General features: G+C 36.3%; 8 protein-coding genes. 5 read left to right on the top strand and 3 right to left on the bottom strand.

Features of this window, described 5'->3' with window-relative positions:
- Positions 1-44 precede the first annotated feature (44 nt).
- The 3 genes from AC1RNS_RS22890 to AC1RNS_RS22880 are packed head-to-tail and all read left to right on the top strand — an operon-like array spanning position 45 to position 2,912.
- Positions 45-1,124, top strand: a complete 1,080-nt coding sequence (locus AC1RNS_RS22890; RefSeq protein ID WP_492996019.1) for a FecCD family ABC transporter permease — start codon at positions 45-47, stop codon at positions 1,122-1,124.
- A gap of 4 nt (positions 1,125-1,128) precedes the next feature.
- A complete protein-coding gene (locus AC1RNS_RS22885) occupies positions 1,129-1,890 on the top strand; it encodes an ABC transporter ATP-binding protein (protein ID WP_492996018.1) in 762 nt (253 codons plus the stop codon).
- A gap of 11 nt (positions 1,891-1,901) precedes the next feature.
- Entirely contained in the window at positions 1,902-2,912 is a 1,011-nt protein-coding gene (locus AC1RNS_RS22880) for an ABC transporter substrate-binding protein (RefSeq protein ID WP_492996017.1), read from the top strand.
- A 627-nt stretch (positions 2,913-3,539) separates the two neighbouring features.
- Here the strand turns inward: AC1RNS_RS22880 and AC1RNS_RS22875 are convergent.
- Positions 3,540-6,704, bottom strand: coding sequence for a non-ribosomal peptide synthetase family protein (locus AC1RNS_RS22875; RefSeq protein ID WP_492996016.1), 3,165 nt, complete (start codon positions 6,702-6,704; stop codon positions 3,540-3,542).
- A 135-nt stretch (positions 6,705-6,839) separates the two neighbouring features.
- Positions 6,840-8,588 carry a methyl-accepting chemotaxis protein gene (locus AC1RNS_RS22870; protein WP_492996014.1) on the bottom strand — a complete coding sequence of 583 codons (1,749 nt, stop codon included), beginning with the start codon at positions 8,586-8,588 and terminating at the stop codon, positions 6,840-6,842.
- Between the two features lie 1,029 nt (positions 8,589-9,617).
- Between AC1RNS_RS22870 and AC1RNS_RS22865 the strand changes: the two genes are divergently transcribed.
- Positions 9,618-10,955 carry an AAA family ATPase gene (locus tag AC1RNS_RS22865; protein WP_492996013.1) on the top strand — a complete coding sequence of 446 codons (1,338 nt, stop codon included), beginning with the start codon at positions 9,618-9,620 and terminating at the stop codon, positions 10,953-10,955.
- The gene (locus AC1RNS_RS22860; protein WP_492996012.1) at positions 10,948-11,679 is read left to right on the top strand and encodes a hypothetical protein; all 732 of its coding nucleotides are present in this window, start codon (positions 10,948-10,950) and stop codon (positions 11,677-11,679) included. The genes AC1RNS_RS22865 and AC1RNS_RS22860 overlap by 8 nt, the downstream gene beginning before the upstream one ends.
- A 63-nt stretch (positions 11,680-11,742) precedes the next feature.
- Here the strand turns inward: AC1RNS_RS22860 and AC1RNS_RS22855 are convergent, their stop codons facing one another.
- Positions 11,743-16,833: a DUF4132 domain-containing protein gene (locus AC1RNS_RS22855; RefSeq protein ID WP_492996011.1), complete on the bottom strand. Its 5,091-nt coding sequence runs from the start codon at positions 16,831-16,833 to the stop codon at positions 11,743-11,745.
- Between the last annotated feature and the right edge of the window lie 7 nt (positions 16,834-16,840).

Raw genomic sequence — 16,840 nt, 5'->3', positions numbered from 1 at the left:
AATCGTTATCATTAAAGAGAAATGTTATAGATAGAGGTGAAATCTTGGATAAACAGGATGCTAAGAGAATAGGCATAGGTAACATGTATTATGTCATGATCTTACTTATCATTGGAGCAATTTTATTATCTGCTGTGTTATCCGTATCAATAGGGCAGGTTAGTATTCCGTTTAGGCAATCTATGGATATTCTTTTACATACGATTACAAATGGAAAGTTAGGGTCACTTGATCATATTCAAAATCAATCGTATTTAAATATTATTTTGCAGGTAAGAATGCCTCGTGTGGTTTTTGCCTTATTGATTGGTATTGGACTTGCCTTGTGTGGGGTGGTCATGCAGGCGATTGTTCAAAATCCGCTTGCTGATCCATATATTTTGGGCATTTCTTCAGGTGCAACATTGGGTGCAACCTTCGCCATTCTAATTGGCTTTGGCGGTAGTGCGTTCCTAGCTCAGTTTGGTGTAGCTTTTGGCGCTTTTGCAGGTGCAATGTTGACATCGATGGCTGTTCTTCTTTTATCAAGTATTGGTGGTAAAGCAACCTCCATTAAACTCGTGTTATCAGGGGTTGTGATAGGTGCGCTATGTAGTTCGTTCTCAAGTCTTATGATATTTTTTGCTAAAAATACGGATGCCATTAAAGCTGTTACATTTTGGTCAATGGGTAGTTTAGCTACTGCTAGCTGGGACAAGACACCAATCTTAGCAATCGTCGTTGTGTTAGGTGCAACATTATTTCTTTTCCAACATCGCATATTAAATACAATGCTATTAGGTGATGAATCTGCTATCACATTAGGAATCAATTTAAGCGTTTACCGAAAGCTATATATGATTCTTACATCATTAGTGGCAGGGACTATGGTTGCCTATGCAGGAATGATTGGCTTTGTTGGTTTAATTATTCCTCATATTACAAGAGGTATTTTTGGTGCAGATCATAAACGATTAATGTTGGGAACGTTACTGTTAGGAGGACTATTTATGATCTGGGCAGATATTTTGTCTAGAACATTAATCCAAAATGTTGAATTACCTATAGGAATCATTACCTCTGTCATTGGTTCACCATTATTTATCTACATGATTGTAAAAAAAGGTTACAACTTTGGAGGGTAGAACAATGGAATTAATCGCTAAGGAAATGGAAGTCAAAATAGGCAAAAAAGAAATTGTTAAAAATGTATCTATTCATGTGAAAAAGCAACAATTTGTGGGCTTAATCGGACCAAACGGATGCGGAAAGTCAACTTTGTTGAAAAGTATTTATAAAAGTATTTCGCCGCAAAAAGGCATGGTTTTTTTAGATGATTTAGATGTTTTAAAAAGTCCTGAGAAAAAAATTTCTCAGCATTTAGGTGTAGTTGGTCAATTTAATGAAATGCATTTTGATTTAACTGTGCATCAGATGGTGCTGTTAGGCAGAACACCTCATAAGAAAATGTTAGAGTCAGATACGAAGCATGATTATGGCATAGTTGAGGAAGCACTAAATCGTACAAATTTGCAAGATTATAAGGATCGTAGCTATTTATCGTTATCAGGTGGGGAAAAACAAAGGGTAATTTTAGCAAGAACTATTGCACAGCAACCTAAATTTATGATACTGGATGAACCTACTAATCATTTAGATATTCGCTATCAAATTGAAATTTTATCCTGTGTGAAAGAGCTAAATATAGGAGTCCTTGCAGCTCTTCATGATTTAGAGATGGCAGCACATTATTGTGATTATCTTTACGCAGTGAAGGGTGGCGAAATTTATGCGCATGGCACACCAGAGGAAGTATTAACACCAGATACTATAGAAGCTCTATATCAAATTAAGTGTCAAACATTTACTAATCCAGTGACGAATGGATTAAGTTTTGCATATGGATTTTAGGAGGAGAATAAATGAAGAAGAGAGTATTAGTAGGAATGGGCTTAGCAGCTATGTTACTGTTAACAGCTTGCGGTGGCACATCAAAAAATACATCTGAGGAATCAGAAACGAAAGAGCATTATCCATTAACAATAGAAAACTATACAAAGGCTGAAGGAGGCTCAACTTGGGAAAAGAAAGAGCAAAAATTCGATAAAGCACCAGAAAGAATTATGGCTAACACACGTCCAGCAGCAGAGCTATTATTACATTTAGGCTTAGGGGATAAAATTGTTGGAGTTGGTGCAAACTTTGGTGCACCTGATACATCTGTAGAGAAGGAATACGAAAAGTTAAATATTTTAAGCGATGAGTACGTTGGCAAAGAGGTTACATTAGGAACTGATCCAGATCTAGTTTTTGGACGAGGTGGATTATTTGATAACGCTGAATGGGGAGTAGGTACTGTAGATTCTCTTAATGATATGGGCGTTAAAACGTATGTTTTAGAATCTTCTATAACAGGTGGAACATATGAATCCATTTATAAGGATATAGAGAATGTTGGGCAAATTTTTAATGTACAAGACAAAGCAGAGAGCTTTATAAAGGAATTAAAAGATAGACAAAAGAATATTTCTACTAAATTAGAGAGCATTAAAGAGCACAAAACATTTGCATACTTGCATACAAATGATCCAAAAGATCTTTTCGTATGGTCAGCACATGGTGAGTCATTCTTTAATAATTCATTTAATATGATTAAACTGGATAATATCTTTAAAGATGAAACAGGTGATATTAGCATGGAAACTTTAATTGCGACAGATCCAGATGTTCTAATTCTACCAAACTGGGATGGATCAGATCTTACAAAAGTACGCGAAGAAATTTATGCCAATCCTAAACTATCAAGTATGAAAGCTATTAAAAATAAACAAATTTATATTGTAGATTATAATTACATGTTCGGCTATAGCTATAATACTATAGATGGTATGGAAGCTTTAGCAAAAGAAATGTACCCAGATTTATTTAAATAAGTGAAGAGATGGGGAGGTTAATCTCTGAACATAAAGGGATAGCAAACTAGGATTGATTCTAGTTTGCTATTGTTATTTTCAATGAGTAAGTAGTTGGTTTCTATTCAATATTATTACAGTTAAATGCGCATACATACTATCCCAACAAATAGAAATGGGATGTTGCTTATCAAGATAGTTTAGTACTTGTATCTATCTAAAGCTTGTAATCAATTGGGATTGACTTTTGAGTAAAATATATCTAAATCAGCCTGTGTCATTGCAGATAATATGACCTCTTCACTCAATGGTATTATTTCTTCCACATCAACTCTGATGTACCCTTTGTAGTTAGTGCCACAACTATCCACTTTCCTGAATGTGACAGATTCACATCGCCTTCCCATTTATTATTTATAATATATGAATGTCCGTTAGCATCTCTTTCTCCTTGAATTCGGTGATTACCGAAAACTGCCTATCGAATAAGAGTGCATCCTAATAATGCTCTTTGCCTGTCCTGCTAATGCTTATATTATAAAATTCTATGCTACTATGGCTGTGATAGTTGATAGAAAAGCATATCCCATTCTGCTTGTACCAATTGTTGACCAAGAGGTAACGCAAATAAGTAAACTTCCTTAATCTTCATATGATTTTTACAGACTTTGGCTTAGGGAAATATTCCATTTTGATGCCGTAATGAATCAACTTGCGAATAAATGCTGGATTGGGTACTGCACATGAAATTTTCGTATGTGCTAAAAACGCTTGTGTTTTATCACAATTAAAGACAAATGGTGAATCACTTGCTCCATCACCTTCTAGCTGTGCAATGGCTAATGATAAATATGCCTGTGCTTCCACTGTATGCTCATTATATAAAAGCCAGTTCGTATATTCCTGTGCAGTCACAGTTTCAAGCTGATAACCAAGGTCCTGAATCATTTCAATAAAGTCTAGATAAGGCAGTGGAGCTGGGTTACATAAATGGAATACTTGTCCGTTTGAATTAGGCTGACATGCAAGAGCTACTAGTGCTTGGCTTGCATAATTAATTGGTGTAAAGTCAACATGCCAATGAGCAATAGGTGTCTTACCTAAATAAAGCATGGATTTTATCATACGATAAAAAGCATTGTCATCGATATTGCGCTGGAATTTACCAGTTTCAGAATGACAGGTTAAATTCCCAACACGATAGATGGATATAGGAATAGCCTGCTTGTTAGCCTGTCGTACAAGATTCTCAGCCTCTAGCTTACTCTGCGTATATACATTATCGAGCTTGTAGTCATAATTAAAGTTACCTTGTGCTTCATCAGGTCCCCAATTATTTGTGGCAAGCTCCTCTGGAATACCTAATGTTGAAACATAGTGGAAATGAATACCCTTTTTACGTCTAGCTAGTTCCAGCAGATATTTAGTGCCTTTGACGTTTACATCATTAAATTGTTCCGCTGCACCAAAATGCCTTACATCCGCTCCACAATGAATGATAGCATCAATTTGATTAATAATTACATGCTCATCTTTGTCAGATAGGCCCAGCCTTTGATGTCCCAAATCGCCTTGGATCACTGTCACTCGATCTTTCAAAAGTGTAGTGATGCTGTCCTTGAAATAAAATTGCATAGTATCATAAAGCTTTTTTTCAATGGATACATGGGCATTTGGTCTAATGAGGCAGTAAACCTGTATATTTGTTGTCATTAACAGCTCATATAATACGTGACTTCCTAAAAAACCAGTAGCGCCAGTTAGCAATACTGTTTTCATTGGTAATGGTTCTACTGCATCAGAAACTGGTAGGCGGTTAGGCTCCTTTAATTCCTTTAATAGGACAGTAGATGTCATCTCTTGGTTTGCGTGATTCTCAAATTGATAATTACAAATATAATAATCTAACTCTGCAATAGTTTGATGTTGGAAGAAGTCTTGTATTTTTAAGAAAGGAATATGCTTTTTCACTTGGACAAGAATCTCTAGAACTTTCAACGAATGTCCACCGATGTGGAAAAAGTTATCGTGAATGCCAACTTGCTCAACACCAAGTACATACTCCCATGCCTTGGCTAGCATTTCCTGTCTATCATTTTTTGGCGCTATATATTTGCTATTTAGAGATACAGTTTCTTCTATCTCCAGTAATTGCTTCCGATCAATTTTACCTGTTGGAGACAGAGGCATCTCTGGTAATTCGAAGAATCGCTCAGGAATCATATATTCTGGTAAATTATTTGATAAGTACTCTCTAATGGCTATTTGTTCTATTTGCATACCACCTGACACAGTATAATAGGCAATTAAACTATTATTGCCGTCTGCATTTTTCTTCGCTATAACTATTGCCTCTTGAATGCTAGAGTAATTGCTTAACACAGCTTCAATTTCCCCAAGTTCAATACGAAATCCTCTTACTTTAATTTGCGAATCTTTCCGTCCAATAAATTCAATGACACCGCTTGGCAATAAACGGACTAAATCGCCTGTTCGATACATCAATTCCTCAGCTTTAAATAGATGTGGAACAAAAACCTCGGCTGTTTTTTCAGGTTGGTGTAAATAACCTGCTGCTAAACCAGCACCTGCAATACATAATTCACCTGTGACATTGATTGGGCAAAGCTGATCATTACTATTAACAATATACATTTCATAGTTGGCAATCGGTCTGCCAATTGGCATGCTTCCTAGACTGTCTGTTATCGGATTCTTTATCTTATAGTAGGAGGATAGCACTGTGCATTCAGTTGGTCCATAAACATTAATAATTTCTGTATATTTACCGAATTTCTCCTGCCATCTTTGAACAACAGCGGGCATTAGAGCTTCACCACCGACTGATAAATATGTAAGAGACGATAATTTTTCTTTGAATTCTACAGGTAGATATGTGGCAAGCTGTGTAAAGAAAGCATTTGGCACAGTCGCAGTAGTAATCTTTTCCCGTGCGATCATATTAGCAAATGCTTCGATGGATAGGCGTTCAATACTTGTTAGCATATGTAGTCTTGCACCTGAAAAAAAAGCTGTAAATGTTTCTGTCACTGAAGGGTCAAAACTGTAGGAGATAAATTGAGAATAGACGTCATCTTTAGTGGATTGGTAAATTCTCTGATTAGCTGTTATTAAGTTAATAACAGCCTTATGTTTGAGCATGACCCCTTTTGGTTTACCTGTGGATCCAGATGTATAAATAATATAGGCTAAATCAGATGGGCGTAGATTGCTGTGGATATTTTCTTTTGAAAAACTTTCCTTCTGATTGATGGTCAACACCACCCGAGGTTGAGCATCATTATGTATAAGTTGGCTCAGTAAGTTCCTATGTTCATCTTTCGTCAAGACAAATAGGGCGCTAGTATCGTTCAATAGGTACTGGCAACGTTCTTGCGGATAGCTTGGGTCAATGGGCACATAGGCACCACCAGCTTTTAGTACTCCTAGAAGACTAATGATTGTTTCCTTACTACGCTCCATTATAATCGCTACAAAATCACCTTTTTGCAGACCATTATCTACTAACATATGGGCAACTTGATTAGATTGTTCATTTAGCTGATGATAGGTCATCGTACCGCCCACGAAGGATAAGGCAATTGCATCAGCAAATTGGTGTGCAACTTGATAAAAGATTTCAGGAATAGTGGTATTTGTATCGTAATAGGCTTTAGTTTGATTTAATGCTTGGTATGCTTGCAAATCCACCTCATTTAACAGTTTTGTGCAATGAGAGACTAGCATTTGCTGTTCCAATAGTTGTGTTTGATGATGTGATAAATATAAATTAAAATCTCGTGTATTATTCAATCATAACAACTCCTATTATCAAAGAGGGAAATCAATAAGCAGAATATTAAAAATTCATTTTAGCGAGTAACTCCCGCAGATGTTCATAAATCTGCGGGATAACAAGCTTCTGCTTATAGAAAGACTCTTTTCATTTTATTTTACGACAAATGAGTTAACAACATTTAATAATTCACTAGACAAATCAGTTAATACTTGAGCTTCTTCAGAAACTCTTTGTACGGTATTCAGTTGAGAAGAAGAAGTTTCAGCGACTGCTCGTGTATTATCTCTTGAACCTACAGAGAAATCTTCCATATCCTTTACAGCTAAGGTTACTTCTTCCATACCAGCGGCCATTTCTTCTATTGTTGCGGATAGTTCTTGTATTTGTCCAGTAACATGGTGGATTGAAGTTAAAATATGACTAAATGATTTTTCAGAATCATTAATCATGACCAGACCATTATCCACTTCCTTCACAGCATGCATCATCACATTTACAGATGCATTTGTATCATGCTGAATATGTGAGATAAGCGTGGAAATTTCACGAGCGGATGCCTCAGATTGCTCTGCAAGCTTGCGAACTTCATCAGCTACAACAGCAAAGCCACTTCCTGCTTCACCAGCACGAGCTGCTTCAATGGCTGCATTCAATGCCAATAAATTCGTTTGAGAGGCGATACCTGTAATAATACCAACGATTTCTTCAATTTTACCTGAATGTTCGCCAAGCATTTTTACGGATGCTGCTGATTGATTCACTGCTTTACTAATCGCATTCATTTGAGCTACAGATTTATTTGTCGAGTCATTTCCTTTTTCAGCTTCCTCAGATGCTAGGATTGAGGATTCTGATATTTGATTGGAGGTCATGGCAATTCGTTGAATACCCATGCTCATTTCCTCAATGGTAATCGAGCTTTCTTTTGCTTTTTGGACTTGTAAATCAGCACCCCCAGCAATCTCTTGCATCGATGAAGCTACACTATTGTATGAATCTGTTGCTTCTTGCATATTGGTAGATAATATATTGGCAGTGTTTGAAACACGTGCGGAAACATTTGTAGTGCTTTTAATAACTGCTTTCAAATTTTCAATCATAGAATTAAAGTTTTCTGTGAGTAGACCCACTTCATCTGTTGATATCACAGGTAAGGGCTCTAGCTCTAAATTGCCCTCTGCCACTTTTCTAGATTGTAGGGAAAGATGCTGAATTGGTGTTATTTTTCTTTTTAAAACTGTATAAACAGCAATGGAAGAACCAATTAAGAAAATCACTGTCACTAAAAGAAACCATAATACCTCTGACATCGCCTTAGCCGTTACCATTGATACATCGTAGTCAATTGCATATGCGGCTAAGATTGTTCCATTTTCATCCAAAATTGGTGTAAGGCCTGTTTTGTAGCTACCATACTCATCTGAATAAATGTTTGTAGCGGTCGCTTCTTTTGTGTCAAAAATTTCTTTAATTCTTGCTAAAAAGTCATCTGATAAGCCCATAGCTATCATATCTTGGTTATACTCCGCCCCAAAATCCAGTATGCTTGAGGATAGAACAGGCGCTTTTATATTGTCTCCATCTACCGTTATAAGGTATAGATTTGTAATAATATCAGAGTGATCGTTTATATCATCCATTTCTTTTGTTAAACGAAGAACATCTGGGTTACTAGCATTAGGCTCCTTTATAATAGATTGCAATGTTTTTAGATCTATAGTCTTTGCTAAGATCATTCCTTTATCAAAAAGAGATTGGTTCATATCTTTTAAATTACTATTCTTTACTATATAATAGGATAGACCTAGATTGACTAATCCAAATAGTAATAAAATACTTATTACAATAGTTGTTAACTTCCTACTGATGGACATGTGCTGTTTCTTACTTTTCTTCATGTTCTTCCTCCTATAATTATATACAAAACATATTTTAAGTAAAAAAATAGACAATCGCAGCTGAGATAGTCAAAAGTAAATAGTAGAGAACATTACATTTGGCAGTCCTGATGTAATTTTCATGGAAGGTATGTATACCTTTTTATTAAAATATTTATGAATGGAAAATAATCCAAACATCCCCGACATTAAACAACTATACTGCCAAAAAAAATGATTCACAACCCAAAAAACTTACTATTTCGACTTATAATCTTTAAAACAAAATTGAATAAAATGGTTTATTAGTATGAAGATTTTTATTTTGGGTTGATAATTTTACTAAAATTTAACATTTTATTAATATTTAATTATAAGAAGTGATATTCTTGAAGTTATTTTAAAGAATTAAATTATTGGTGAAAAACATCTTTTATTTTTAAAATTGGGTCTTTTAAATTACATACATTATTATGATAAAACTGGATGAAGCATATTGCCTATTTTTATCTTCAATAAAAAAGCTTTCCATTAGTTGGTAACATAACTTGTGGGAAGCTTTTACTTTGTTTTATCTTGGATTTCCAAAAATATCAGGAAACATATCTATCATTCCTGGTAAGCTCGGGAAACCAGGATATTGTCCGCCAGGATGCGGCTGTGGCGGATATGGACGTGGTGGATAGGGCTGAGGTGTGGATACGGTGGTGGATTATATGGAGGATAGGAGCTGCCTGGAGGTGTCCCTGTCCCTGCTGCAGTATAATGATTGACATCTATTGTCACTATTTGACCGTTATCTAGCTGGATTTCGGCAGTTCTGCCAGTAGGGAGAGTAACCCAAATTTTCATGCCAGGTCGGAACTGTTGATTAAAATCATCAGGAGCTAATCTAGGATATACCAATGAAACACACCTTTCATTATTCTTTTCTAACATATACCTATATTCAAAACGCTTATGGTCTTAAACTAGAGGTTACTTAAATTTGAAATTGTTATAAAATATACTGATTTTCATTATAATGAGAGAAAAAAGGATGTTTGCATAATGGCAATTATAAAAATTAAGAAAATAACATTGCATAATTTACGAAATGTTCGTCATGGTGAGATATCCATAGCAGTAAATTTTGAGTCATTTTTACAGGCTAATGTTGTAGGTTTATATGGACAAAATGGTTCAGGTAAAACAACGATTGTCGATGCCTTTAGTATATTGAAAGCACTAATTTCAGGCTGGATAGCAGAAGTGAAATTACCTGTACAAGAAAAACGCTTAGTTATGGCGGGAGAGGGTAAAGCTAGCATAGATTTTGAATTTCTTGTGGAAAATCAGTTTGGTACATTTTTTATTAACTATTATGTAGAGCTAAAAGAGGATGAGCATCGACTATACACAGTTCATGAAAGGCTTACGTATCGAGAAAATGACAAGGGCAAACGTACCAAGATATTAATTGCTATTACAGAAGACGATGTACAGATTCGTAACGCCAAACTTTCGGATTTGAATGAAAAAGCACGTATTCAATTGCTGGTTGTTCAGCAATTAGCCAAAAAGCAATATATGTCCTTTATTTTTCATAAAGATTTAAAGCTTTTATTACAAGAAAGGCTTTCGGAGCTTGAGATGCAGCTCCTTCAAAATGTAGCGATTGATTTTAATCAAGATTTACATGTTGTGAATAATCAAAATATCGCACCTTTGTTTGAAGAGCGAATCATGCCTTTTAGTATCCATTTAGAGAAAACTAGAGGCTTAATACCATATGATTTAAAGGGACCAGCTGTCTTGCCAGAAGAGACCTTCTCTGTGTTATGTGAGGTTGTCGAACAAAGTAATCAAGTATTGTCAGCAATTATCCCTGGTCTGACTATAAAGATTAATGTTATTACGAAACAAACGATGGATAGTGGAGCAAAAGGGGTTCGTTTTGAATTTTTATCAAAGCGAGGAGAACGTGAATTACCTCTTCGGACAGAGTCAGAGGGGATATTAAAAATCATTGCTGTTCTTAGCTTGCTTATTGCGGTATACAACAATCCTAATGCATGTGTTGTCATTGATGAATTAGATTCTGGTGTTTTTGAATATTTGTTAGGTGAGTTGTTAACAGTGATAGATGAGGATGGAAAAGGTCAGCTTATCTTTACATCCCATAATCTACGTGTGTTAGAGGTGCTAGCCATTAAAAATTTATGGTTTACAACAACAAATGAAGATCATCGCTATATGCAGCTAAAAGGAATAAAAGAAGTAAATAATGCTAGGGATGTCTACCTGCGTGCTATCCAACTTGGTGGTCAGGATGAGGAAGTTTATAAGGAAACAAAATCATTTAAAATGAAGCGTGCATTTAGAAAAGCAGGTGTGCAGCATGACTAAAAAAGTTCTCCTAATCATTGTTGAGGGACAGACAGAACAGATTATCCTAGAGGATTATTTAGAAGAATATTTTGCAAATTCGATGATTCGCTTTGACGTTCAGCGTGAGGATATTTTGACAAAGTGGGATGCCAATAAGCGCATTCCCAATATTAAAAATAGCGTTTTTAAAGTAATCCAGAGCTATTTAACTAAATATAAATTTTTAGCAAAGGATTTAACTGCAGTTGTTCATATCACAGATGCAGATGGATGCTTTATTGCACCCGAATTTGTTAAGGTGAAAGAGGATATTGAGCAAAATTTGTTTTATACAGAGGATGCAATCTTAGTGAATTCGGATAAACGCAAGGAGCAAATTGAGCAACGTAATGAAATGAAGGCGAATAATGCTAGGATATTAGTGGCGAATGATCACTTCAGCATTAATCGTTTAAAAGTGCCCTATCAATTATTTTATTTTTCTACAAACTTAGAGCATGTATTATGGGATGAGCGCAATGAGATTCCAACAGAAAAAGTGCAAAAGGCGGATGATTTTATGGATAATCTCACCGGCAATATTGAGGAGTATTTAAGAGGATTTCTACCAGTTAGTCCAGAGCTGCCATATAGAGAAAAAATGAAAAAAAGCTGGGCATTTTTAATGGATGGCTGTCATTCTTTGCAAAGAGGCACCAATGTCCCGTTGTTATTTGAAATGATTAAATCTGATGTACAATAAAATGTGCCCTCCAATGTGGAAGGAGGGCACTTTATAATGTTAACAGCCTATTGTGTGCACAAGTTAACGCTGTTGTTCGTAGCTACGGATATGCCCTAAAATGGCAGGATCCTTAATTTTAGTATCTTCACTTAGTAGTAATAACTTCGACATGATTTCTGCTGTACGAGGGTCATCATCCACCATTGGTAAGAAAATGCGTCCACGGTGCTGCGCTTGTACAGCGATTATTGGAATCATTGAGCCGCCCATTTGATGGACAACACCACTGCCTAAATGCAGTGAATAGCTAGCAAGTTTACCTTCTATAAGTGCATGCTGTTTTTTTACTTCTACATTTGTAAGCTTTAATAGCTTTGTTAATTCTTCTACAATCACAGCACGCATTTCAACGGTAGAATGACTTGCCTCGGGATCTACGCCACCAACATGCGCAACACTGACAACGAGATCGATATCTCGCATAATCTCAGAGAAAATCGCTGCAGGTATATCATCTAGTACTATGCTTTTGCCGGTTAAACGATTATAGAAATAAACACCCTCAATTGCTGGCGCTTCAATTTCTGCTGGCGTAAACCAATCTGCCTGCGCATATAACGAGGCCACAATATTTTCCTTATAATACACTTTACGTGGTCCTTCATCATAACTAATTTGCCAGCCTCTTGTTTTTAAGAGGGCTACCGTTTGAGATGGATTTACTTGATGTCCTGCATAGCGTAATGATCTCTTTTGCCCTTTTTCATCTTCGTTTATTACATATAGCTCACGGAAAACTTGCTTAAACGGCTGCTTTATTTTGTGCTCAAACATATAAGCCTGCCATTGACGCCATTGACCACTTTCTAGTAGGTGATATGGATGAGCAATCTTTAATGCTGTCATTGGTGCAAGTGAAATGATGTCACCTGATAGTAGCCTTATGCCCTCTGAAGTGAGCATTCCTATATATACATCGCTTTTAAAGACAAGCTTTTGTAAAAGAGGGACTAGAATCGGGTGCTTTAATAAATTGATAAGCTCTTCAGCATGGAAGACTGTTTCTAATTCCATCGCCTGTTCAAGCGCAGGGCGTGCTCGCTTGTATTGCTCCTTCAGCTCTTTTCGTGCCTCTTGTAATGCAATGACCTGTGCATTTTTCTTCAATGCTGTAGGAATATTTTTAAGACGTTTCCCATCCTTAGTCACGATAATTTCCACATCAGCGTCATCTTCAATTTGCAAATGTGCCGTAATATGCTCGATTGGCTGTGCTTTAAATAAATGCTTCATTTCATGAAATGCGGATAGCTCCATTCGCCATGTAAATCTTGTTGTTTCTCCATCACCAGCATTGCGTGCTAGATTTTCGAGTGCAATACTTGCTGCTCGTGCTTCGCTTGCACGGCGCTGTGCTCCAAATTGCTTACTTTCCTTTAAAAATTGTTGGATAAACTGATAGCGTGTTAGAGCGTCCTTTTCATCCGATTTTTTTAATGGGATAAGGCCAAGTGCACGAAGCTTGTCTTTATTACGTTTGTCTTGGATTTCCTTCATTAATGGTTTTGGGCTTAGTTTGCCAATTGCAGTATCAGCATAAAGCTGGGCACGACGATGATTTGCTCCTTCTGATGCATATTTTGCTGCATCATAAACAAGCTTGAAATTTTTTGCGCCAATTGTTTGATAGGCACTTTGGAACCAGCTTAAATCAAATGCGCCATCTCGGAAGTCGTCAGCAGTGATACTTGTGAAGAGCGCAATTTGATCTTTAGCAAAATCCGATAAATAGTCAGTTGTATGAGCGATAAAGTACCATGCAGATTCTTTTAAGCCTTCCCAGCCAATTACTTCACTAACTAGATCTATCCAATGCTGATTATACATCATTGCTTCAATTAAACGTTCTTTTGAAATGTTTGTTTTTTCCCAGGCATCTTTTAAATGCTGTGCGGTTTCATCTTTTTTAGGATAGCAGTTTGCAAGAAGACGTGAGAAAACATCCTTTTTTGTTTCTGCCTGCCAAATATAGCCTCGCGCAAGCTTTTCTCCATCAAGTGCCTGTAAAATTTTAAAGAAATACTCAATACCCTCTATATAGGATATACTACTCGCTAGCTTCGTTACTACCGTAGGAATATCGCCGCGCATAAGCTCAATCTCTAAAATTCGATTGATGGCCTGCTCACGTATAGCAAGAAGATTCGATAGATCCTCAAATGACTTTTGATAGTTTTCGATTAATTTGTTAGGTGCAATCAATATATCGGAGGCTAATGTATTCGTGAAAATGGCCTCAAATAAATGATCCTGTGTGAATAAACCTGCCTGAATAGCATCCAAATAACGGAATAAACTTAAATTGTATATACTAGGGCTGTATTGTTCCTTCTGCATACGCTTTGTTAATTCTTCGTTAATAGCAAGGATTTTAACATACTCGCTGTAGGTCGTATAATCTGAGAAGCATCGATCAACAAAGGCGTCGATCACATCTAAATCTACTATAGTGGAAGTAGAACGATAATAATAATACCCCTTGTCTCTTACTTCTAACTTCCACTGTTTAGATGGTATTTGAGATAAAAGCTGAAGCATTATACCGATTGCTTGCTCAAAAGCATTAAATCCCTGTGAATGTTGTTCTAAAAGTGTGACAGCTTGTTTATGAAGGTCCTGCTCCCCAGATAATTTGTCTAAATCCTGTGAAAGTACAGTGAAAATTTCCTCCAGTGTTTGCTCATGCTTTAACGCATTGAACTTAGCAATATATTCTTTTATTTGTGCATAGTTAAGGATTGGCGCTAAAAGAGCGTGTGCTGCTTCGCTAATTTCATGTGCCGCAGGGTATTCAGATAGATTACTGTAAAAGTTGAAATAAGCTAAATCCTCAGCGCTGAATTTTTCTGTTTTTATCCATTGAATGATTTCCTCAGGTATTGGATAGACGTCAAGACTTGCGTTTTTGTTATTCCCTTTTTTGGAAGCTATAACGCTGTAGTCTTGTCCTAACGTTGTTGTAATTGTCGTATCATTCCATTGATATGTCTCATACTCATAATGGGCATGAGCATCAATTAATTGAATCAGCTGCTCAAGCTTTGCTAAAAGTTTATCAACATCATAGTCAAAAAACCTCTCAAGTGGCATTTGCCCCTGCAAATAGAATGGAATTAGCTGCTTCCAAGCATCCTCAGCGTCCATCTTAATATCAATATTTGCAACGTTCTGGTATTGAATAGGAGGGTGTGGTGTATATAAGCCGAAGCCGTTTTCCTCATTATATTCTGGAACATCGTCTGTTAATAATTGATCTAAAAGCACTTGCTCAGTTGCAGTAACTTTCGGTAGTGTTTCGCATAAAGCCGTAATTTGATCATTCGATAAGTGATATTCTTTTGAGGCTTCTAATAACAACTCAAGTCCTCCAAGTCGCTTTAATTGCTTCTTGTCTTGTATAAGTCGTTCGGCACTTTGCAATATTTTCTCCTGTGACTGTAGCTTTAAGAGAGAAATTGCCTCTTTACGAAGTGAGCCTGACTTATTTGCTAAAAGATCCTCTATTTTTAAAGTTTCATGATCTGTTGGTGTTAATAGCTGTATCTTTTTTAGTGCGAGGGACCGATTTATGGAGCTTCGATCTCGTAAAGAGCTAAAAAGAAAATCACGCTTTCCTTGTGTAGAATTATCAAGGCAATAAATATTAAGAAGCCCAATTCTGCTAGTAGGTGAATAGGCATCTGCACTCGCAATAATACGTTGAAATAACTCTTCCTCTTGTAAATGATGGGCCAAAATAATTTGTGTTGAAATAATGTCCTCTAAAGATAAATGCGCATATACGAAGGATAGAGGTTTTCCTGCAATTGTTAGACCATCCTTTGAAACCTCACTCTTTGCCCATTCAAGCTGATCAAATAGCAGATATTCAATGTTTTGAAGCTGCGCATTTTCTTGCATGTACGTTTGTAAATCTTTAACCCAATCGTTATCCCTAGCATATTCACTATTAATATAGTTATTTACATGGATGAAATTTCCCCAAGCAAAAGTAAAGAGCTCAATATCCTTTGTTGTTAAAATGATATCTTTGACAAACTGTGCAGTAAAGGAAGTTTTCCCTAGATTTTTTAAGAATGCAAGCGTTGTAAGCTGGACATGCTTTTCACGTCCTAGTAGATCTGGTAAAACCGTATCAAGCTGCGTGTAATCTTTTGTAGAGATTGCCCATAGAGCCACATATATATCTATTGTTCGCTCGCTTTGCAGTAGTTCCTTTGTGAAATTATCGTCTTCAATTGCTTGAATCGCTAGTGATAGTACTTCCTCAGTAATTTTTTGATTTTCAAAGCTATTATAGCCAAGTCCCATCCATGTATCGACAGCACGAATAACTGAAGAGAAGCGAGTTAGCTGGTGCTCTTGAATAAGCTTCATAATTGTAAGCTGTGCATCCAGGGTACCATGATCAATATTTTCAACAATAGCTTGACGTAGCCCCTCTTGACGTGCTGCCGCAACTAATAGTTTACCAAGTGCCTCATGCAGACGACTATTGGTTGATTTAAAAATCCCTCTTATCAGTGGGTAGCCAAAAAAGCTACTTTGATGTTCATCAAATAGTATATTTTCAATCACTTCCTCAATCGCTGAGTTTTGTGATGATAGTTCTTCAGCAAGCAATTGCTCAAAAACATTAAATGGCATTACCTTTACATTCTCTTGTTTAATCACATAGGAGCTATAGTTAGGGTATGTACCATGTTCATATTGATTGTGATTCATCAATAATTCCTGTAAATTGATTTCTTCAAATGTTAGCATTTCTTCAATTAATTGTAGGCATTGATAAAGGTGATCTTGTACTGGTTGTGCTGAACGAAATGATCTACGCAAAATACCAGTCTGAAACATTGCTGTATCATACCGTAATGCTAGCTTCTTAATATTTTGTGCACGCTCTTGTGAAGAAAAAAGTATTAGTACATCAAATAGTGGACCTGTAAAAAGCTCCTCTAGTGTTGTGATATTCAAATCAGCAATTTGCTGCTCAATATTGTAATCACGTGTATCCATATATTGAAGCAATGCTGTAGCTATTGGTTGAATAGTTTTTGGTGCAGTATCAATTTTACTTTGAAATTGTAGTTTTTGTTCATGAGAAAGTGTCATGGGATTC

The organism is Lysinibacillus sp. GW821-FHT14F06 (genome assembly GCF_058803665.1).
Note: the sequence above shows the minus strand (reverse complement) of the source record. Positions and strands in the feature narration are given on the sequence as shown.